We start from the raw sequence: 21227 nt of genomic DNA, 5'->3' as shown, positions 1-21227 counted from the left end.
ACTCAAGGCAGGTCGAATTCCGCCTCCCGTAGCAGCCGCGCCAGCGCGATCAGCGGCAGGCCCACCAGGGCGGTGGGGTCCTGCGAGCGGATCGCGTCGAACAGGCTGATGCCGAGGCCTTCGCATTTGAAGCTGCCGGCGCAATCGAGAGCCGGTTCGGCGTCCAGGTAGCGTTCGATCTCGGCGGACGTCAGCGCGCGGAGCTGCACCTCGGTCAGGTCCAGCGCGTGCAGCTGGCGCTCCGGGCCGACCAGGCTGACGGCGGTATGGAAGCGCACGGTGTGGCCAGACATGGCAGTCAGCTGCATTCGGGCCCGCTCGCGCGTGCCGGGTTTGCCCAGCAGCTGGCCGTCCAGGTCGGCGACCTGATCCGAGCCGATCACCCAGGCGGCGGGGAAGCGGGCTGCCACCGCGGCGGCTTTTTCCACGGCCAGGCGGCTGGCCAGTGCGCTCGGGGATTCGCCCGGCTGCGCCTGCTCGTCGACCTCCGGCCGGACGGTGTCGAAGTCGAGCTGCAGGCGGGTAAGCAGCTCGCGCCGATAGACAGAGGTGGACGCAAGGATCAGGCGTGGCATCATGGGGCGCTACCGGGGTGGTCACGGGAGTCTGCCGTCCTGCGGCCCATGCGGCAATCGCATGAATGGGGTCATTTGACAGGGCTGCCGCGGGTCTTTAACATTCTGCGGCTTATGTCCGCGAACGTGCCCGAAATGCTGGATGCTTGGCGGATGGTCGCAGCGCGCAGGCGCTTCGATGGCCGCATCCCGCTATCTGCGATGACCCGCCTGCAGGGAAGCCTTGTCGATACCGATGGCGAATGTGTCTATTCGCTTCAATTCGATCAAGACCCCCTGCTCAAGGTCGCCTATGTCGAACTCAGTATCGATGTGGAGCTTCCGCTGGCCTGCCAGCGCAGCCTGCAACGCTTCCTGTATCCGGTGCAAATCAGACAGCGTCTTGGTTTGATCCGTGACGAGGCCGACGAAGCTGCATTGCCGGCCGAGTACGAAGCGTTGCTGGTACCGGAAGATGGCATGCTGCGGGCCGTCGACATGGTCGAGGACGAACTGGTGCTGTCGGTGCCGGTGGTGCCGGTGGCGCCGGGCAGCGAAGCGATCGACGCCGAATGGGTTCCGACCCAGGAAGAGCAGGACAAGGCCAGTCCGTTCGCGGCGCTGGTAGCGTTGAAGAAACAGTAACCGCCGCTGTTAAGGGCGGTAAGACAGGTCGACGCGGGCGTAGAGCGTGCTGTTCGACTCAACAGACAAGTTATCGAACTAAAGTTGGAGCAATCCCATGGCTGTGCAGAAATCCCGTGTCACCCCGTCCCGTCGCGGCCAGCGTCGTTCGCACGATGCCCTGACCGCCAAGCAGCTGTCGACCGACCCGACCAGCGGCGAGATCCATCTGCGCCACCACATCACCGCCGACGGTTACTACCGTGGCAAGAAGGTGATCGCGACCAAGTCGTCGGCCGTCCAAGAAGATTGATCCGTGGCGCCCGCCGCGTTCGACGCGGCCGGGTGACTCTCGCTTCTTCAGGAGCCGCCGGTCACCGCGGCTCTTGCAACAGGGAACAGTATGAGCAAGCGGATCTATTCCAGAATCGCGGGCACGGGTAGTTATTTGCCCGAAAAGGTGTTGACCAACGACGACATGTCGAAGATCGTCGACACCAGCGATGAATGGATCTTCTCGCGCACTGGCATCCGTGAACGTCACATCGTTGCCGACGACCAGACCACCAGCGATCTGGCGTATTTCGCCTCGCTGAAGGCGATGGAAGCGGCCGGTGTGACCGCCGACGAGATCGATCTGATCGTCATCGGCACCACCACCCCGGACCTGATCTTTCCGTCGACCGCCTGCTTGTTGCAGGCCCGGCTGGGTAACGTCGGTTGCGGTGCGATGGACGTCAACGCTGCCTGCTCGGGTTTTGTCTACGCGCTCAGCGTGGCCGACAAGTTCGTGCGCAGTGGCGACGCCAAGACCGTGCTGGTGGTGGGCGCAGAAACCCTGACCCGCATCGTCGACTGGACCGATCGCACCACCTGCGTGCTGTTCGGCGATGGTGCCGGCGCGGTGATCCTCAAGGCCGACGAAGAAACCGGCATCCTCAGCACCCATTTGCACGCCGATGGCAGCAAGAAAGAACTGCTGTGGGACCCGGTTGGGGTCTCGGTGGGCTTCGGCGAAGGCAAGAATGGCGGCGGCGCGTTGCTGATGAAGGGCAACGACGTCTTCAAGTATGCGGTCAAGGCGCTGGACTCGGTGGTCGATGAGACCCTGGCGGCCAATGGCTTCGACAAGCACGACCTGGATTGGCTGATTCCGCATCAGGCCAACCTGCGCATCATCGAAGCCACCGCCAAGCGGCTGGAGCTGCCGATGGATCAGGTGGTCGTCACCGTGGATCGCCATGGCAATACGTCGTCTGCGTCGGTGCCGCTGGCGCTGGACGAGGCAGTGCGCTCCGGTCGCGTGCAGCGCGGCCAGTTGCTGTTGCTGGAAGCCTTCGGCGGCGGGTTTACCTGGGGCTCGGCGCTGCTGCGCTACTGACGTTTCTGCGTCCTGCGCCGAGCAGGTGCGCACGTTCACTCACGCGGATGCGTGCATGGCGGGACACTCGTCTTTCCTTGCGATGGTGGCAATCTTGCCGCCTGGTGCCTGTGTAGGTTTCCGGAGCGCTTGAATTCCGTGAAGGGTAGCGCCCGGTTTTAGGTCACGTGAGTGGCTTGATTCGCTGGATGCGACCCGTCTGCGGGCCGGGGCGTCGGACAGGCCGGCCGGCAAGTAAAGTCTGCGCATGCACCCCGCCCACGACCCCGTTTTCGTCGCCTTGCTCACTGGCAGTTACCAGCGGTTTGCAGGCCGCCCGCTGGTCGCAGATCGACAGATCGAGCCCGATTGGCTGTATCGCGATGCGCCGTTCGCCCTGCTTGCGCACGATATCGCGGCAGATCCGCGGTTTGTCTATGCGAACCAGGCGGCGCAGCGCGTATTCGGCTACAGCTGGGGCGAGTTCGTCGGCATGCCATCGCGGCTATCGGCAGAATTGCCGGAACGCGCGGAACGTCAGCGTTTGCTCGATGCGGTCACCCGCGATGGCGTCGTCAGGGACTACGCGGGTGTGCGGATCGCGAAGGATGGTTCCCGCTTCCGGATCGCCGACGGTGTGGTCTGGCAACTCGTCGATGAGGACGGGATGCTGCGTGGACAAGCGGCAACATTCCCATTGCCAGGGTAGACGAGGCGCAGGTGGCAGCACCGGGTGCGCCTGGCCCTTCACTTCCTCGCCCGCCGGCCTTGCGGGCGTTGGCCGCGCCGCCTTTGCCGGCAGCGCTTTCACCATCGAAACCCGAATAGCGGCGCGTCAGCGCGACGGTTGCCGTTGCGCGCGCCCGGCCCGACCAGGCCCGGTGTGCGGTTTCGCGACGTCGCGACCCGTTCGCGGAGCCTTCTGCATACGCGGCAGTACAGACGCCGGAGCGATTTCGCACGTATGATCCCGGCTCGATTTTTGTAGGCAGCAACGCGTGACCGAATCCACTCTCGCCTTCGTGTTTCCCGGCCAGGGCTCGCAGTCCTTAGGCATGCTGGCCGAACTGGCCGAACTGCACCCGCAGATTCGTGAAACGTTCGCCGAAGCCTCCGAGGGCGCCGGCGTCGACTTGTGGGCATTGTCCCAGGGCGGCCCGGAAGAAATGCTCAATCGCACCGAATACACCCAGCCCGCCTTGTTGGCTGCGGGCGTGGCGGTGTGGCGTCTGTGGACGGCCCAGCGCGGGCAGCGCCCGGTGCTGCTGGCGGGACACAGCCTGGGCGAATACACCGCGCTGGTCGCGGCTGGCGCCCTGTCGTTGCACGATGGTGCGCATCTGGTGCGGTTGCGCGGCCAGTTCATGCAGGCTGCGGCACCGGCGGGCGTTGGCGCGATGGCTGCGGTGCTGGGCGCCGAAGACGCCGTGGTGCAGGAGGTCTGTGACCAGGCGTCCGGTAGCGACGTGGTGGTGCCGGCCAACTTCAATTCGCCCGGTCAGATCGTGATCGGCGGCCACGCTGCGGCAGTGGATCGCGCGTTGGCGCTTCTGGCCGAGCGCGGCGTGCGCAAGGCGGTCAAGCTGGCAGTGAGCGTGCCCTCGCATACCCCGCTGATGCGCGATGCCGCCAATCAGCTTGGCGAGGCGATGGCCGGGCTGACCTGGCACGCCCCGCAGATTCCGGTGGTGCAGAACGTGGACGCGCGCGTGCATGAGGGCAACACGGCCATCCGCCAGGCCTTGGTGGAGCAGCTCTACCTGCCGGTGCAATGGACCGGCTGCGTGCAGGCGCTCGCAAGCCGGGGCATCACCCGCATTGCCGAATGCGGCCCGGGCAAGGTGCTGAGCGGGCTGATCAAGCGTATCGACAAGAGCCTGGACGCGCGGCCGCTGGCAACGCCTGCCGACTATGCCGGCGCACTCGACGCGTGGGCGCACTGATCCAACGCCGCTGCCGGTCGTGCCGGCATCCCTCGACGTTCGCGGCCACGGTTGCGGCGTCCCCCATCGAGGAACAGCAATCATGAGCAAGCCCCTGCAGGGCGAAATCGCCCTCGTCACCGGCGCCAGTCGCGGCATCGGTGCGGCCATTGCCGATACCCTGGCCGCCCAGGGCGCCACGGTCATCGGCACCGCCACCTCGGCCTCCGGCGCCGCGGCGATCGGCGAGCGTCTGGCCGCCCACGGCGGACACGGCCGTGAGTTGAACGTCACCGACGCGACTGCAGTCGATGGCCTGATCGATGCCATCGGCAAGGAGTTCGGCGCCATCTCGATCCTGGTCAACAACGCCGGCATCACCCGCGACAATCTGTTGATGCGGATGAAGGACGACGACTGGCAAGCGATCATCGACACCAACCTGACCAGCGTGTTCCGCACCTCCAAGGCGGTCATGCGCGGCATGATGAAGGCGCGCAAGGGCCGCATCATCAATATCGCCTCGGTGGTGGGCGTGACCGGTAATCCTGGCCAGACCAACTATGCCGCCGCCAAGGCCGGCATCATCGCGTTCTCCAAATCGCTGGCCAAGGAAATCGGCTCGCGCGGGGTGACCGTGAATGTGGTGGCGCCCGGTTTCATCGATACCGACATGACCAAGGCGCTGCCGGACGAGGCCAGGACCGCCTTGCTGCAGCAGATTGCGCTGGGCCATCTTGGCGAGCCGGAAGACATCGCCAATGCGGTGGCGTTTCTGGCCGGCCCGACGGCCCGCTACATCACCGGTGAGACCCTGCACGTCAACGGTGGCATGTACATGCCGTAAGCGTGCGGCGCCGGGAGGCGCTAAGTGGCTGATCGGCCGGGAGTTGTGATGCAATGCAAGGCCCGGTCGCTTCCACTACACTATCCAACGCGGCCATCGCAGCGGCGATGGCGTTTTGTGAGTCCCTCACAGGAGCACCGCACATCCGTGTGCGGGGATCCTAAAACTCGAACCACCACTACTCCAGCTGGAGCGATATCCCCAATGAGCACCATCGAAGAACGCGTCAAGAAAATCGTCGTCGAACAACTCGGCGTCAAGGAAGAGGAAGTCACCACCAGCGCATCGTTCGTCGATGATCTGGGTGCCGACTCGCTGGACACCGTCGAGCTGGTGATGGCGCTGGAAGAAGAGTTCGAGTGCGAGATCCCGGACGAAGAGGCCGAGAAGATCACCTCGGTGCAGCAGGCGATCGACTACGTCAAGGCTCACGTCAAGAGCTGATGCGTTGTTCCTGATCGTGGCGGCGTGCATCGAGCCGCTGCCGCATCAGACATTCCATGGGGCCGCTGATGCGGCCCTGTGTTTTTCAAGTGTCACCCGCAAACCCCAAGCACCGTCCGTTCCGTGGTGAGGAGATCTGCAATGAGTCGTCGTGTTGTCGTTACCGGCATGGGCATGGTGTCGCCGCTGGGCAATGATCTGGCCACCAGCTGGGATGGAATCGTCCACGGCCGCTCGGGCATTGGCCCGATCACGCAGATCGATGCCTCGCAGTTCACCACCAAGATCGCCGGTGAAATCAAGAATTTCGACCCCACGCTTTTTGTGTCCGCCAAGGACGTCAAGAAGATGGATTCGTTCATCCACTACGGTGTCGGCGCCTCGTTCATGGCGCTGGACGATTCCGGCCTGGAAATCGACGAAAGCAATGCCGAACGCGTGGGCGCCATTCTCGGCTCCGGCATCGGCGGGCTGCTCGGCATCGAAGAGCAGACCATCAAATTCCATGAGGGCGGCGCGCGCAAGATTTCGCCGTTCTATGTGCCCAGCACCATCATCAACATGCTGCCCGGCCAGGTGAGCCTGATCAAAGGCCTGAAAGGCCCGACGTTCTCGGCAGTATCGGCCTGTGCCACGTCCAACCACTCGATCGGTACCGCGATGCGCATGATCCAGCACGGCGATGCCGATGTGATGCTGGCTGGCGGTGCCGAGCGCGGTTCGTCGCCCAGTTCGGTGGGCGGCTTTTGCGCCATGAAGGCGATGTCCACCCGTAACGACGACCCGACCGGCGCTTCGCGGCCGTGGGACAAGCAGCGCGATGGCTTCGTGCTGGGCGACGGTGCCGGCGTGCTGGTGCTGGAAGAGTACGAACACGCCAAGGCGCGTGGCGCACGCATCTATGCCGAGCTGGTGGGCTTTGGCGCCAGTTCCGATGCGTTCCACATGACCGCTCCCAGCGAAGACGGCGAGGGCGCGGCGCGCAGCATGGCGGCAGCGATGCGCGATGCCAAGCTCAACCCCGAGCAGATCGGCTACCTCAACGCGCACGGCACCTCCACGCCGCTGGGCGACCTGGCCGAAACGATGGCGATGAAGCGCGCCCTGGGCGATCACGCCTACAAGACCATGGTGAGCTCGACCAAGTCGATGACCGGGCATCTGCTCGGCGCGGCCGGCGGTGTGGAAGCGATTTTCTCGGTGATGGCGCTGCACACCGGCATCATCCCGCCGACCATCAACCTGGAAGAGCCAAGCGAAGGCTGCGACCTGGATTACGTGCCGAACGTGGCGCGCGAGGTACAGGTGGATGCGGTGATGTCCAACGGCTTCGGCTTTGGCGGCACCAACGGCACGCTGGTGTTCAAGCGCGTTTGACCCTGCATATCGGTCGCGTGGCCGTCATCGGCGCGCGACCTGCCTGGCTGCCGCATGCACTGCCGGCTTGCGGGTTGATGTTCACTCCTGCGATCACCCTTTGATTCACTCCTCGCGCGCTGCGTAAGGCAGCGGCGCGTCTGTATCCCACGCCATGCCGGACCGATGACGCTTACCCGATCACTGCACGCGGACATCGACCTGCTGGCGCTGCATCGGCTGTCACCGCAACGCTATCCGGCCCTGCTGGAATCCAGCGCTTCCGGCACCGAGCACGGTCGCTGGGATGTGCTGTTGCTGGCAGAGGGGCCATGCCTGCGGCTGGATCCGGACGGATGCACGCGCGATGGCGCTGGGCAAGTGCTGGAGGGCGGCTTTCTGGCGGCGCTGGATGCCGCCTGGCAGGCCGAGCGGGTGCCGCACGCGCCTGCAAGCCCCTGGCCGTTTCGCGGCGGTTGGGCGGTGCTGCTGGATTACGAACTGGCCGCGCAGGTCGAACCGATTCTGCAACTGCCGACGCGCGCCGATGGCTTGCCCACTGCGCTGGCCTTGCGCGCGCCGGCAGCGGTGCTGCGCGATCGCCTGCACGGGCACTGCGTGGCGCTGGCAGAGCCGGGCCGCGAGGAGTTGTTGCAGCAGATCGGCGAGGACATTGCTGCCTGCGCCGCACTGCCGCCGCTGCCTGCCTGGGCCGGGCCGCTTGCCGTGGACGAAGATGCTCCCGAGCGTTTCACCGCGGCGGTGGAGCGCGTGCTCGATTACCTGCGCGCCGGCGATGTGTTCCAGGCCAATATCTCGCGCGCGTGGCACGCGGCATTCGCTGCGGTGGTCGATCCGGCCGCGTTGCATGCGCGCCTGCGTGCGGCCAATCCGGCGCCGTTCGCCGGCCTGTTCGTGGCGGCCGGGCGTGCAGTGGCCAGTTCCTCGCCCGAGCGGCTGGTGTCGGTACAGGGCGATGTGGTGCAGACGCGCCCGATCGCCGGCACCCGCGCGCGGTTTGCCGGCGACGACGATGCCGCACGTATCCGTGAGCTGGTCGGGCATCCGAAAGAGCGCGCCGAGCACGTGATGCTGATCGATCTGGAACGCAACGACCTGGGCCGCCTCTGCGCGCCGGGCACCGTGGAGGTGGACGAGTTGATGTGCGTGGAGAGCTATGCCCATGTGCATCACATCGTCAGCAACGTGCGCGGGCGCCTGCGTGCCGGAGTGACGCCCGGTGAGGTGATTGCCGCGGTGTTCCCCGGCGGCACCATTACCGGTTGCCCCAAGGTGCGCTGCATGCAGGTCATCGCCGAGCTCGAACAGACCGCGCGTGGGGCCTATACCGGCGCATTCGGCTGGCTCAATCGCGACGGCGACATGGATCTGAATATCCTGATCCGCACGGCCGAGGTGGCCGGTCACCAGGTGCGGTTCCGCACCGGGGCCGGGATCGTGGTGGATTCGGATCCGCAGCGCGAGCTGGACGAAACCCGCGCCAAGGCACGGGGCGTATTGCGTGCGATCGAGCAGACATGAGCGCTTCAACGGGACATCACCGGCGCGCGGTATCCTGCGCGGCGCAGGGGCAATGACGAGGTGGGTGTGGCGGTGACTGGCAAACGCGGATGTCTGGCCGTGCTGGGCACGGCATTGCTGCTTGCAGCGCTGCTGGCGATTGCCGCCGTGGTGGCGTGGCGGCATTACCTGCACTTCGCCGATACCCCCGTGCCTGCGAGCGCGCCCAGCGTGGTGATTGCGCCCGGTGATTCGCTCAAGGCCACATTGCGCAAACTGCGCGCTGCCGGCCTGGTGCAGGGCACCGAGCTGGAGTGGCAGCTGCTGGCGCGCCAGGTCGATGCGGCCGGCAAGCTCAAGGTGGGCGAATACGCGCTGTCGCCAGCGCTGTCGCCGCGGGAACTGCTGACGCGCATGCGCCAGGGACGGGTGATCCAGTACCGCTTCACGATCGTGGAAGGCTGGAACTTCCGTCAGCTGCGCGCCGCACTGGCGACCGCCACGCCGCTGCAACATTCCATCAATGCGCTGGACGATGCGGCACTGATGGCCCGCCTGGGATTTGCCAAGCAGCATCCGGAAGGGCGCTTCCTGCCGGAAACCTATGTCTACCAGCGTGGCGACAGCGACATCGATGTACTCAAGCGCGCGCATGCGGCCATGGACAAGGCATTGGCACAGGCCTGGGAGCAGCGCGCCCCGAACCTGCCGCTCGTCTCGCCGGAGCAGGCATTGATCCTGGCCTCGATCATCGAAAAGGAAACGGCGCTGGCCTCCGAGCGCCCGCTCATTGCCGGGGTGTTCCTGCGCCGCTTGCAGCTGGGTATGAAGCTGCAGACCGACCCCACCGTGATCTACGGCATCGGCAGCAGCTACGACGGCAATATCCGTCGCCGCGACCTGACCACCGATACGCCGTACAACACCTATACCCGCACCGGCCTGACGCCGACGCCGATCGCCATGCCGGGGCGCGAGGCGCTGCTGGCGGCGGTGCGGCCGGCGCCCGGCGAGGCGCTGTATTTCGTGGCGGTGGGCGATGGCACCGGCGCGCACGCGTTTTCGGCCACGTTGGCCGAACATAACGCAGCGGTGGCGCGCTATCTGCAGCGCCGCCGCCTGCCGAGTACGCCGCAGACGGAGACCACGCCATGACCGCCGCATTTTCGCCCTGGCAGCAGCGCGCCTTCGACCAGACCGTGGCTGCGCTGGATGCGGGGCGGCTTGGACATGGGCTGCTGATCTGCGGCCCGGAAGGGTTGGGCAAGCGTGCCGTCGCCCTGGCCCTGGCCGAGCACGTCCTGGCCGCCTCGCCCGACCCGACGCTGGCGCAGCGCACGCGCCAGCTGATTGCCGCCGGTACCCATCCGGACCTGCAACTGGTCTCGTTCATTCCCAATCGCACCGGCGACAAACTGCGTACCGAGATCATCATCGAGCAGGTGCGCGAGATTTCGCAGAAGCTCGCGCTGACCCCGCAGTACGGCATCGCCCAGGTGGTGATCGTCGACCCGGCCGATGCGATCAATCGCTCGGCCTGCAATGCCTTGCTCAAGACCCTGGAAGAACCGTCGCCGGGGCGCTACCTGTGGTTGATCAGCGCGCAACCGGCGCGTCTGCCGGCGACCATCCGCAGCCGTTGCCAGCGCCTGGAATTCAAGCTGCCGCCTGCGCACGAGGCACTGGCCTGGCTGCTGTCGCAAGGCGTGAGCGAGCGCGCCGCGCAGGAAGCGCTGGACGCCGCGCGCGGCCACCCCGGCCTGGCCGCGCAGTGGTTGCGCGAAGACGGCCTGGCCGTGCGGCGTGCGGTCGCGCAGGATCTGGAGCAGATCGCCAGTGGCCGCGCCGGCGCAGTCGATGTCGCGCAGCGCTGGACCAGCGATGGCCAGGCCGACCAGCGCCTGCGCCATGCCGCCGATCTGGCATTGGCACAGGCATCGGCCGGCTTGACCGATCCATCGCGGTTGCACAAGCTGGCGACCTGGTTCGACGCTGCCAACCGCACCCGCGATCTGCTGCGCACCACCGTCCGCGCCGACCTGGCAGTGACGGAATTATTGCTGTCCTGGCGCGAGGGAGAGCGCCAGCCACGTTCTAGGGGAACTCGATGAGTGCAATGAATGCACGCCAAGGCATTTTGTCGCTGGCGTTGAAAGACAAGCCAGCGCTTTACAGCGCCTACATGCCGTTCGTGAAAGGCGGCGGCATCTTCGTGCCCACGCCCAAGCGCTACATGCTGGGCGACGAAGTCTTCCTGCTGCTGACCCTGCCGGACTCCAGCGAGCGCTTGCCGGTCGCCGGCAAGGTCATCTGGACGACGCCTGCCGGCGCGCAGGGCAACCGCGCCGCCGGCATCGGCGTGCAGTTCCCCGACGGCCCGGAAGGCGAGGCGGTACGCAACAAGATCGAGACGCTGCTGGCCGGATTGACCACCTCGGACAAGCCGACGCATACGATGTAAGCGCCAGGGGCACGGCAAGACGCCAGTGAGGCTCGCGGTGAAGCTGCTAGGTCATCGCGGCAGACCGGTGCGATGAAGGTGCGATCTGGCTGGCGTGAAAGAGGGCAGGTAAACAGTTGTTGACGACCGCCGCCGCTGCCCTATAATGTGCGGCTCGCGTCACCGGGCGGTTAGCTCAGCGGTAGAGCATTGCCTTCACACGGCAAGGGTCACAGGTTCGAACCCTGTACCGCCCACCATGAATTCAGAGTCAAACGAAAACCGGCGAAAGCCGGTTTTTTCGTAGTTGCAGGGCATCAACCCCAGGCTTGGTGATATGACTGCACGGCACTCCACCTTTCGATGCAGCGATACAGGCAATCACTGCCGCCAACTCGGCGGTATGGCATGCGATCGCTGGCTTCCGCTACACGCGGGAGGCTGGGGACGCAGGGGTCCCCTTTGAGCTCATTCTCGACGGCGACGACATTGCCACCGAGCCATTCCCAGTCCTGGCGTGAACTGGACCTTTAAGGTCTACCCGGAGCAGTGGCGCGAGCGTGCGCAGGAAGTGGTTCGATATACCGCGCGTCAAGCAATCGTCTACATCTCTGATGCCATGTGAAGGTATGCGCATCAGGCCCCAAGCGGAGCTATCAAAGTGAGCCCGCCGTTGTCTTGCTGCGCGCCTTGCGCAACGCATATGCCCATCGTAGGGACGACTGGAATTTCGGGAATGCAAAGTTGCCGCTTCGGTGGCGGTAGCTGGATCTTGTTGCTGGAATGCAGGGTCTGACAGTCAGCGAGATGATTTTTCTCAATGAACAACGGTTACTCATCAACGACGCGATCCATCTGCTCGATCCCGACAGCGCTTTGACGACACGGGTTCATCGTTGAACTGGGCGCTGCAGGGTTTGCTCGGCCTATCGACTGCCAGAGCTACTGGCTCCGGTGTTGGTATCACCATGCTTAATTGTGAGCGGCGTTCGGCACTATTGGCGACAGACGCTGCATTTAAGCACTTTTCGCTAAGGCCGGTGCCTTGCGAGCTCGACAGGGACTTGCCATCCTTCAAGGCCCCGGATCGAGATGGAGTGGCGATGAAGACGCTGCTTGGAAGTGCGCTGGTTGCGACATTGCTGTTGGCCGGGTGCGCGCGCGACGTTGGCGAGCAGTACGTGGGCAAGTGGGTCAACGTGAAGTCGGAAAAGAATGTGCTGAGCATCGAGCACAATGGCGAGAGTTTCATCATTCGCGACACCCAGCCGGAGCTGTTCGGCAATGGCGTCAAGACCCGCAACCATCCGGCGCTGCTGACCAAGGGCGTGCTGCAGGTGTCCAACGGGGTCGGCACGGTCAACTACGCGATCGATGAGGCGACCGGCAAGTTGAGCACGGGCGATACCGAGTACACGCGGGTCAAGTGACGGCGAGACGCTTTTCAAAGGCATGCGATGAAGGCGCGCGGCGTTTGCGGTCGGCGAGTTGATCGTTTCACCAGATCGCTGCCTCGTGTCGTTCTGAGTGCGCCCATATCGCGATCAGCGTGGCTCGGGCATTCATGCGCCGAGCGTGCATGCCATTCATGTGTGGCCTGGTCAGCCGCGCGAGTTCGCGCTTGCCTTATGCACGCGATGCCACCGCCTGCGCCTGCATCCAGCGCCACAGCGTGGTGCGCGAGACGCCGAGCGCTTGCGCGGCAAGGGCGCGGTTGCCGTTGGCGCGGTCGAGCGCTGCGCGGACTGCGGTGGCAGTGAGCTGCAGGCGAGAGGTTGCCAAATCGGCAAGCTCACGCGGTGCTTCGTGGTTGCCGAAATGCGTATCGAATAATTCCGGCGCCCAGCGTTGGAGTTGCTCCAGGCTGAGGCTGTCGTGCGGTTGGGATTTCCAGTGAATGCACAGGCGTTCGACCAGATTGCGCAGTTCGCGCACGTTGCCGGGCCAGGTGTGCTGTTGCAGGCGTTGCAATGCCGCTGGCGATAACGGCGATGCGATGCTGCCGAGTTGCTGGAAATAATGCGCAAGCAACAACGCAATGTCGTTGCGGCGATTGCGCAACGGAGGCAGTGCGATGCGCAGCGCGGCAAGACGATAGAACAGGTCGCGGCGGAAGCGGCCTTGTTCGACCAACTGCTGTAGGTCCTGCAGGCTGGCGGCGACCACGCGCACGTCGATCGCAACGGGCACCGTTGCGCCGACACGCACTACTTCACGTTCTTCCAGGACGCGCAGTAGCCGAGTCTGCAACGGCACGGGCAATTCGCCGATTTCGTCGAGGAACAGCGTGCCGTCCTGCGCGGCTTCGATCAGGCCGGTGTGGCCGCCGCGACGTGCGCCGGTGAAGGCGCCGTCGCTGTAGCCGAACAGTTCCGCCTCCAGCAACGATTCGCTGATGGCGCCACAGTTGATCGCCACGAAACGGCCGCGGCGACGACTGCCGGCATGCAGTTGTCCTGCGACCAGTTCCTTGCCGGTGCCGGTGTCCCCGCTGATCAACACGGTGCCGGTATGCGGTGCGTAGAGCTGCACCAGCTCGCGCACGCGCCGCATTGCGCCGTCTTCGCCCAGCAGGGCGTCGGCGCGTCGTGCGCGGCGCGGGGCGGCACGGCCGGCGACGCGATCGATGCCTGGAGCGGTGCCCAGCGTGATGGCCTGTTCCAGCGCATGACGCACCGAATCGGCCGAATACAGCAGCACGCCAGGCAGCCCCGCCTGCTCGGCGAAGTCGATCGCCATGCCGGTGCCGACAATGACCTGGATGCCGCTGGCGCGCAGATCGGCGATGCAGTCGCGTGCGTCTTCGGCGGTGACGAAACGGCGGTGTTCGATCTCCAGATCGAAGCTGTGCTGAAACGCGCGGAACGACGGCACATCGGTGGCGTGGGTGACCACGCCGATGCGTGGCGCAATGCGGCGCGCACGCGCCAGCGCTTCCATCAGATCGAACCCGGTGGCCTGGATGGGCGCCAAGGGCAGCGCGAGCCGGCTGCGCAGGTACGCCGCATTGGATCCGCCGGCCACCAGCGCGTCGCAGCGCTCGCGGCGCAGGCGCTGGCCGATGACCTCGACCGCTTCGGCAAAGCCGAGGTTGATCTGCTCGATGCGCGCGCGCTGGTCGAACTCGGGGATGACATCGGCCAGCAGGCCGGTCAGGCGCGAGACGCTGACGGTCCAGATGATGGGCAAGGAGGCGTCTGCGGTTTCCGGAGGGGCAGGGGTGCGCATGACAATCCCGCGTTTCAGTGGCGTTTCATCGTGAATCAGTTGTTGCATTTTTGCAACGATTGGCGCGTGGGATTGTCATCAAATCAACAACTTGTACTTGGCATGGTGCTTGCGCCTGCACGGTGATCCCATCCAAGGAACCGCCATGACGTCCTCGTCCACTCCCTCTGCTGGCACCCGGTTTCGCGCTGCACTGGCTGCCGAATCGCCGCTGCAGGTGATCGGCGCGATCAATGCCAACCATGCGCTGCTGGCCCAGCGCGCCGGCTATCGGGCCCTCTACCTGTCCGGCGGCGGCGTGGCGGCCGGGTCCTTGGGGTTGCCGGACCTGGGCATCAATACGCTGGAAGACGTATTGATCGACGTGCGCCGCATCACCGACGTGTGCGAGCTGCCGCTGCTGGTGGACGTGGACACCGGCTTCGGGCCGAGCGCGTTCAATATCGAGCGCACCATCAAGTCGCTGATCAAGGCCGGCGCAGGCGGTTGCCATATCGAAGACCAGGTGGGCGCCAAGCGCTGCGGTCACCGGCCGGGCAAGGAGATCGTGAGCCAGGGCGAGATGGTGGATCGGGTCAAGGCCGCGGCCGATGCCAAGACCGATGCGGCGTTCTTCCTGATTGCGCGCACCGATGCAATCCAGATGGAAGGCGTGGATGCGGCGATCGAACGTGCCATCGCCTGCGTGGAAGCGGGTGCGGACGGCATCTTCGCCGAAGCTGCCTACGACCTGGACACCTATAAGCGCTTCGTCGATGCGGTAGGCGTGCCGGTGCTGGCCAACATTACCGAGTTCGGCAAGACCCCGTTGTTTACGCGCGACCAGCTGGCGCAGGCTGGCGTGGCGATCCAGCTGTTTCCGCTGTCGGCATTTCGCGCAGCCAACAAGGCGGCCGAGGCGGTCTATGCCGCTATTCGGCACGACGGTCATCAGCAGGGCGTGCTGGACAGCATGCAGACGCGCGAAGAGCTGTACGAACGCATCGGCTATCACGATTACGAGCAGCGCCTGGATGCGTTGTTTGCGCGCAAAGGCGCATGATTGCGCGCTGCTGATCATCTCATTGCCACCTCGCACGCCACACCGCGACACCACACAGTTTGGGAGCTCATCGCATGAACGACACTGCTATTGCTGGTTTCAAGCCGAAAAAGTCCGTTGCCCTGTCCGGCACTGCCGCCGGTAACACGGCCCTGTGCACGGTGGGGCGCAGCGGTAACGATCTGCATTACCGGGGTTACGACATTCTCGATCTGGCCACCACCAGCGAGTTCGAAGAAATCGCGTACCTGCTGGTGCACGGCAAGCTGCCCAACAGCGGCGAGCTGCGCGGTTACAAGGCCAAGCTGCGCTCGCTGCGCGGTGTGCCGGCAGCGGTGAAAACTGCGCTGGAACAGTTGCCGCCGTCGGCGCATCCGATGGATGTGATGCGCACCGGCGTGTCGGTGCTGGGCTGCCTGCAGCCGGAAAAAGACGACCATAATCACCCGGGTGCGCGCGACATCGCCGACAAACTGATGGCCTCACTCGGTTCGATGCTGCTGTACTGGTATCACTACAGCCACAACGGCAAGCGCATCGAGGTGGAGACCGACGACGATTCCATCGGCGGCCATTTCCTGCACCTGCTGCACGGCTTTGCACCCAAGGATTCGTGGGTGCGCGCGATGCATACCAGCCTGATCCTGTATGCCGAGCACGAATTCAATGCATCCACCTTTGCGAGCCGCGTGATTGCCGGGACCGGCAGCGATATGTACAGCGCCATCGCCGGCGGCATCGGTGCGCTGCGTGGCCCCAAGCATGGCGGCGCCAACGAAGTGGCGTTCGAAGTGCAGAAGCGCTACGACACCCCGGATGAAGCAGAAGCCGATATCAAGGCGCGGGTGGAACGCAAGGAAGTGGTGATTGGCTTTGGACATCCGGTGTACACGGTGTCGGACCCGCGCAACAAGGTGATCAAGGAGGTGGCGCGCGAGCTGTCCGATGAGCAGGGCAGCCGCAAGATGTACGACATCGCGGAGCGTTTGGAGAGCGTGATGTGGGACATCAAGAAGATGTTTCCGAACCTGGATTGGTTCAGTGCGGTGAGCTACCACATGATGGGCGTGCCGACGGCGATGTTCACTCCCTTGTTCGTGCTGGCGCGCACAGCCGGCTGGAGCGCGCACATCATCGAGCAGCGCATGGACGGCAAGATCATTCGCCCCTCGGCCAATTACACCGGGCCGGAAGATCAGGTGTTCGTGCCGCTGGATCAGCGCAGCTGACGATGCTTTGCGCAGCCGCCGACTTCTGCGTTTCGGTCGCCTTCGATGAAGGCGATCGGACCTCGCAAGCCAGGTCAGCAGCAAGACTTGCAAACCTCTGCAACGCCAAGTCCGATTCCCGATTCCCGATTCCCCCCGCCCGCTTCGATATCGCCAGCCATGAATAGCCAGTACCGCAAGCCCTTGCCGGGCACCTCGTTGGATTACTTCGATGCACGCGCCGCCGTCGATGCGCTGCAGCCCGGTGCGTATGCAACCTTGCCATACACCGCACGCGTGCATGCCGAGAACCTGGTGCGGCGGGCAGAGCCACAACTGCTGGAGGCGTACCTGCGGCAATTGATCGAGCGCAAGCGCGATCTGGATTTCCCGTGGTTTCCGGCACGGGTGGTGTGTCACGACATCCTGGGCCAGACCGCCCTGGTGGATCTTGCGGGCTTGCGCGATGCCATTGCCGAGCAGGGCGGCGACCCGGCGCAGGTCAATCCGGTGGTGCCGGTGCAGTTGATCGTGGATCACTCGCTGGCAGTGGAATACGCCGGCTTCGACAAGCAGGCGTTCGCCAAGAATCGCAGCGTGGAAGATCGGCGTAATGCCGATCGCTTCCACTTCATCGAATGGACCAAGCGTGCGTTCGAGAACATGGAAGTGATTCCGCCGGGGAACGGGATCATGCACCAGATCAATCTGGAGAAGATGTCGCCGGTGATCTACACGCTGGACGGGGTGGCGTTTCCGGATACGTGCGTGGGCACCGACAGCCATACGCCGCACGTGGATGCGCTGGGCGTGATTGCGGTTGGCGTTGGCGGGTTGGAAGCGGAAAACGTGATGCTGGGGCGCGCCTCGTGGATGCGCCTGCCGGACATCGTCGGCGTGGAACTGACCGGCCGGCCGGCGCCGGGCATCACCGCCACCGACATCGTGCTGGCATTGACCGAATTCCTGCGCGCGCAGCGCGTGGTCGGCGCGTATCTCGAGTTTTATGGCGATGGTGCACGCGCACTGACCATCGGCGACCGCGCGACCATTTCCAACATGACACCGGAATTCGGTGCGACGGCGGCGATGTTCTACATCGACCAGCAAACCATCGATTACCTGCGCTTGACCGGTCGCGACGATGCGCAAGTCGCGTTGGTGGAGGCCTATGCGCAGCATACCGGCCTATGGGCAGACGATCTGGCCACCGCGCAGTACGAGCGCGTGCTGCAGTTCGATCTGGCCAGCGTGGTACGCAACATGGCTGGGCCGTCCAATCCGCACAAACGCGTGGCCACTACCGAGCTGGCGGATCGTGGGATTGCCGGTGCGTGGGAGCAGGTGCCGGGGCAGATGCCCGATGGCGCAGTGATCATCGCAGCGATCACCTCGTGCACCAATACCTCCAACCCGCGCAATGTCATCGCTGCCGGCTTGCTGGCGCGCAACGCCAATGCACGCGGATTGACCCGCAAGCCGTGGGTGAAGAGCTCGCTGGCGCCCGGATCCAAGGCCGTGCAGCTGTACCTGGAAGAGGCCGGTTTACTGAGCGAGCTGGAGCAGTTGGGCTTCGGCATCGTGGCGTTTGCCTGCACCACCTGCAATGGCATGAGCGGGGCGCTGGATCCTGCGATCCAGCAGGAAATCATCGATCGCGATCTGTATGCCACAGCGGTGCTTTCGGGCAACCGCAATTTCGATGGGCGCATCCATCCGTATGCCAAGCAGGCGTTCCTCGCCTCGCCGCCGCTGGTGATTGCCTACGCCATTGCCGGCACGGTGCGCTTCGATATCGAGAAGGATGTGTTGGGCATCGACGCCGCCGGCGTGCCGGTCACGCTCAAGGACCTGTGGCCGAGCGATGCCGAGATCGACGCGGTGGTGGCGCGCAGCGTCAAGCCGGAACACTTCCGCAGCGTATACGACCCGATGTTCAAGCGCAGCGTGAGGCAGGGGATCAGCGTGAACCCGCTGTACGACTGGCGCCCGACCAGTACGTATATTCGGCGTCCGCCGTATTGGGAAGGCGCGTTGGCCGGTGCGCGCACGCTACGCGGCATGCGCCCGTTGGCCGTGCTGGGCGACAACATCACCACCGACCACTTGTCGCCGTCGAACGCGATCATGGCCGGCAGTGCGGCCGGGCAATACCTGGCGCAGATGGGCGTGCCGGAGGAGGACTTCAATTCCTACGCCACCCATCGCGGCGACCATCTCACCGCACAGCGCGCCACGTTCGCCAACCCCAAATTGATCAACGAAATGGCGGTGGTCGATGGGCAGGTCAAGGCCGGCTCGCTGGCGCGGCTGGAGCCGGAAGGCCAGGTGCTGCGCATGTGGGAGGCGATCGAAACCTACATGACGCGCAAGCAGCCGCTGATCGTCATCGCTGGCGCCGATTACGGGCAGGGGTCTTCGCGCGACTGGGCGGCCAAGGGCGTGCGGCTGGCCGGTGTGGAAGTGATCGTCGCCGAAGGCTTCGAGCGGATTCACCGCACCAACCTGATCGGCATGGGCGTGCTGCCGCTGGAGTTCAAGCCGGGCACCGATCGCAAGACCCTGGGCATCGATGGCAGCGAAACCTTCGACGTGGTGGGTGAGCGCACGCCCGGCGCCACGCTGACGTTGTCGATCCACCGGCGCAATGGCGAGCAACTGCAGGTGCCGGTGACTTGCCGCCTGGATACTGCAGAGGAAGTGTCGATTTACGAAGCCGGTGGCGTCTTGCAGCGGTTTGCGCAGGATTTTCTCGAGGCAAACAAGGCCGCATAGGGCAGCACCATGGCCGATTCTTCGCGATTGATCTTCATGCTCAAGCCGCCACCGCAGGTGCTTGAAGCGATGGCCGGTGTCGTGGCTGCACACCGCCTGGATGCACTGCTTGGTGAGGCGTACTTCGATCCAGGCAACTGGCATCAATCGGTTTCGGATCGGTTTGAAGGGTCGGCTGCGCGTGCCGCAATGCTGCGCGCGGGCGATCGTCTCGATGCTCAGGCAGTGACGTTCTGCTTGAATCGGATCACCAGTGGCGGAACCGACCCGGTGCATTGGGCATTCCGGGCAGAGGGCACGCCATTTGCCTTCGTTGCATTGCAGGCTGCCATCGCAGCAGCGCTGTGTGCGGAAGGCCTGCATGGCGGGGGCGGACACACGCCACACATAACGATCAGCTATGCAGCGCCCGGTAAGCTCAACCAGCCAATCGTGCCCATCATCTGGCACGCCACCGAGGTGCTGTTGGTTGAAGGCGGTGGGCGACCGTATCGCTATGTACCCATCGGATCTTGGCCATTGCGACCTGAGGGGCTCATGCCGGAGCAGACGCAACTGCCGCTATGACCTGAGCAGCAAGGCGTGCCTGCGACTGTCATGGTGACGCTTGACCAGGCCGTACAGATGCATTAGGCAAAATCATTGACATCACGTCCGCACGTCGTTTCCAAGGAACATGCATGGCATTCGCTCCCCAACTCCGCATCCCCGCCACCTACATGCGCGGCGGTACCAGCAAAGGCGTGTTTTTCCGTCTGCAGGATCTGCCCGCGGCCGCGCAGCAACCGGGCGCTGCACGCGATGCGCTGTTGTTGCGGGTGATCGGCAGCCCGGATCCGTATGCCAAGCAGATCGATGGCATGGGCGGTGCTACTTCCAGCACCAGCAAGAGCGTGATCGTGTCGGCCAGCACGCGCGATGGGCATGATGTGGACTACCTGTTCGGGCAGGTGTCCATCGACAGCGCGTTCGTGGATTGGAGCGGCAACTGCGGCAATCTGTCGGCGGCGGTGGGACCATTCGCCATCGCCGGCGGTTTGATCGATCCCGCACGCGTGCCACGCGATGGCGTGGCCACGGTGCGCATCTGGCAGGCCAATATCGGCAAGACGATTGTGGCGCATGTGCCGATGGCCGATGGGCTGGTGCAGGAAACCGGCGACTTTGAACTGGACGGCGTGACCTTTCCTGCAGCCGAAGTGCAGCTGGAATTTCTCGACCCGGCCGACGATGCCGAAGGCGAGGGCGGGGCGATGTTTCCCACCGGCAACGTCATCGATCAACTGGAAATTCCCGGGCTGGGCACGCTCGATGCCACGCTGATCAATGCGGGCATTCCCACCATCTTCGTCAACGCGCGCGACCTGGGCTACACCGGGACCGAGCTGCAGGACGCCATCAATGGCGACCCGCGCGCCTTGACCATGTTCGAGACATTGCGCGCACACGGTGCGGTGCGGATGGGTTTGATTGCGAAGGTGGAAGACGCCGCGACACGGCAACACACGCCCAAGGTCGCCTTCGTGGCGCCGCCGGCCGACTACACCGCGTCCAGCGGCAAGCCGGTGCACGCGGCCGAAATCGATCTGTTGGTGCGTGCGATGTCGATGGGCAAATTGCATCACGCGATGATGGGCACTGCAGCAGTGGCGATCGGCACCGCTGCAGCCGTGCCGGGCACGCTGGTCAATCTGGCTGCCGGCGGTGCGGCGCGCTCGGCGGTGCGCTTCGGGCATCCATCCGGCACCTTGCGGGTCGGCGCGCAGGCGCAGCTGGTCGAGGGCCAGTGGCAGGTGACCAAGGCGCTGATGAGCCGCAGTGCGCGGGTGTTGATGGAGGGGTGGGTCAGGGTGCCGGCGCCGGTTGCCGAGGTTGGATAGGCCTGCGCAGGGTGTTGGCGCGCGTG

At 64.8% G+C, this 21227-nt stretch carries 20 protein-coding genes, 1 tRNA gene and 1 pseudogene; 20 read left to right on the top strand and 2 right to left on the bottom strand.

The window, feature by feature from the left end; genetic code table 11:
* Positions 1-2 precede the first annotated feature (2 nt).
* Positions 3-578 carry a Maf family protein gene (locus tag AC1POX_RS16560; RefSeq protein ID WP_338334916.1) on the bottom strand — a complete coding sequence of 192 codons (576 nt, stop codon included), beginning with the start codon at positions 576-578 and terminating at the stop codon, positions 3-5.
* Between the two features lie 111 nt (positions 579-689).
* Between AC1POX_RS16560 and AC1POX_RS16555 the strand changes: the two genes are divergently transcribed.
* The 15 genes and pseudogenes from AC1POX_RS16555 (at position 690) to AC1POX_RS16485 (ending at position 12498) form a co-directional block, all read left to right on the top strand.
* Positions 690-1199, top strand: coding sequence for a YceD family protein (locus AC1POX_RS16555; protein WP_031421438.1), 510 nt, complete (start codon positions 690-692; stop codon positions 1197-1199).
* 97 nt (positions 1200-1296) lie between these two features.
* On the top strand, positions 1297-1491 hold the full coding sequence (gene rpmF, locus AC1POX_RS16550; protein WP_003483870.1) for a 50S ribosomal protein L32: 195 nt from the start codon (positions 1297-1299) through the stop codon (positions 1489-1491).
* Between the two features lie 90 nt (positions 1492-1581).
* Positions 1582-2559: a beta-ketoacyl-ACP synthase III gene (locus tag AC1POX_RS16545; protein ID WP_008571607.1), complete on the top strand. Its 978-nt coding sequence runs from the start codon at positions 1582-1584 to the stop codon at positions 2557-2559.
* 247 nt (positions 2560-2806) lie between these two features.
* Entirely contained in the window at positions 2807-3247 is a 441-nt protein-coding gene (locus AC1POX_RS16540) for an MEKHLA domain-containing protein (protein ID WP_277569213.1), read from the top strand.
* A 289-nt stretch (positions 3248-3536) separates the two neighbouring features.
* A complete protein-coding gene (gene fabD / locus AC1POX_RS16535) occupies positions 3537-4481 on the top strand; it encodes an ACP S-malonyltransferase (RefSeq protein WP_136733044.1) in 945 nt (314 codons plus the stop codon).
* An 82-nt stretch (positions 4482-4563) separates the two neighbouring features.
* Entirely contained in the window at positions 4564-5307 is a 744-nt protein-coding gene (gene fabG, locus AC1POX_RS16530; protein WP_008571604.1) for a 3-oxoacyl-ACP reductase FabG, read from the top strand.
* A 204-nt stretch (positions 5308-5511) separates the two neighbouring features.
* Complete coding sequence (gene acpP, locus AC1POX_RS16525) at positions 5512-5751, top strand: acyl carrier protein (RefSeq protein WP_002814322.1); 240 nt, start codon at positions 5512-5514, stop codon at positions 5749-5751.
* A gap of 141 nt (positions 5752-5892) precedes the next feature.
* Entirely contained in the window at positions 5893-7128 is a 1236-nt protein-coding gene (fabF, locus tag AC1POX_RS16520) for a beta-ketoacyl-ACP synthase II (protein WP_011346636.1), read from the top strand.
* 165 nt (positions 7129-7293) lie between these two features.
* Positions 7294-8649: an aminodeoxychorismate synthase component I gene (locus AC1POX_RS16515; RefSeq protein WP_011346637.1), complete on the top strand. Its 1356-nt coding sequence runs from the start codon at positions 7294-7296 to the stop codon at positions 8647-8649.
* Positions 8650-8709: 60 nt separating this feature from the next.
* On the top strand, positions 8710-9783 hold the full coding sequence (gene mltG, locus AC1POX_RS16510) for an endolytic transglycosylase MltG (protein WP_014089547.1): 1074 nt from the start codon (positions 8710-8712) through the stop codon (positions 9781-9783).
* The gene (locus AC1POX_RS16505; protein WP_008571599.1) at positions 9780-10739 is read left to right on the top strand and encodes a DNA polymerase III subunit delta'; all 960 of its coding nucleotides are present in this window, start codon (positions 9780-9782) and stop codon (positions 10737-10739) included. Before mltG ends, AC1POX_RS16505 begins: the two co-directional genes overlap by 4 nt.
* Positions 10736-11089, top strand: a complete 354-nt coding sequence (locus tag AC1POX_RS16500; RefSeq protein ID WP_003483889.1) for a PilZ domain-containing protein — start codon at positions 10736-10738, stop codon at positions 11087-11089. Before AC1POX_RS16505 ends, AC1POX_RS16500 begins: the two co-directional genes overlap by 4 nt.
* 164 nt (positions 11090-11253) lie before the next feature.
* Positions 11254-11328: transfer RNA gene (locus tag AC1POX_RS16495), tRNA-Val, on the top strand.
* A gap of 120 nt (positions 11329-11448) precedes the next feature.
* A pseudogene (locus AC1POX_RS16490) lies at positions 11449-11968 on the top strand (hypothetical protein).
* Positions 11969-12171: 203 nt separating this feature from the next.
* Positions 12172-12498 carry a hypothetical protein gene (locus AC1POX_RS16485; RefSeq protein WP_008571594.1) on the top strand — a complete coding sequence of 109 codons (327 nt, stop codon included), beginning with the start codon at positions 12172-12174 and terminating at the stop codon, positions 12496-12498.
* 196 nt (positions 12499-12694) lie between these two features.
* Here AC1POX_RS16485 and prpR read toward each other — a convergent pair whose 3' ends face one another.
* Positions 12695-14314, bottom strand: coding sequence for a propionate catabolism operon regulatory protein PrpR (gene prpR / locus AC1POX_RS16480; protein ID WP_372357186.1), 1620 nt, complete (start codon positions 14312-14314; stop codon positions 12695-12697).
* 127 nt (positions 14315-14441) lie between these two features.
* On the opposite strand from prpR, the gene prpB reads away from it, so the two are divergent.
* From prpB to prpF, 5 genes are all read left to right on the top strand, one after another.
* On the top strand, positions 14442-15338 hold the full coding sequence (gene prpB / locus AC1POX_RS16475; RefSeq protein ID WP_372356403.1) for a methylisocitrate lyase: 897 nt from the start codon (positions 14442-14444) through the stop codon (positions 15336-15338).
* Between the two features lie 74 nt (positions 15339-15412).
* Positions 15413-16567, top strand: a complete 1155-nt coding sequence (gene prpC / locus AC1POX_RS16470; protein ID WP_008571591.1) for a bifunctional 2-methylcitrate synthase/citrate synthase — start codon at positions 15413-15415, stop codon at positions 16565-16567.
* Between the two features lie 159 nt (positions 16568-16726).
* Entirely contained in the window at positions 16727-19321 is a 2595-nt protein-coding gene (acnD, locus tag AC1POX_RS16465) for a Fe/S-dependent 2-methylisocitrate dehydratase AcnD (RefSeq protein WP_372356402.1), read from the top strand.
* 9 nt (positions 19322-19330) lie between these two features.
* Positions 19331-19888 (top strand): hypothetical protein, encoded by a 558-nt coding sequence (locus tag AC1POX_RS16460; RefSeq protein ID WP_218555045.1) that lies wholly within the window; start codon positions 19331-19333, stop codon positions 19886-19888.
* Between the two features lie 113 nt (positions 19889-20001).
* Complete coding sequence (gene prpF / locus AC1POX_RS16455; protein ID WP_218501734.1) at positions 20002-21201, top strand: 2-methylaconitate cis-trans isomerase PrpF; 1200 nt, start codon at positions 20002-20004, stop codon at positions 21199-21201.
* The last annotated feature ends 26 nt before the right edge of the window (positions 21202-21227 follow it).

This window comes from Xanthomonas sp. NCPPB 3442 (genome assembly GCF_056725145.1).
This window is presented reverse-complemented; position numbering and strand designations above follow the sequence as displayed.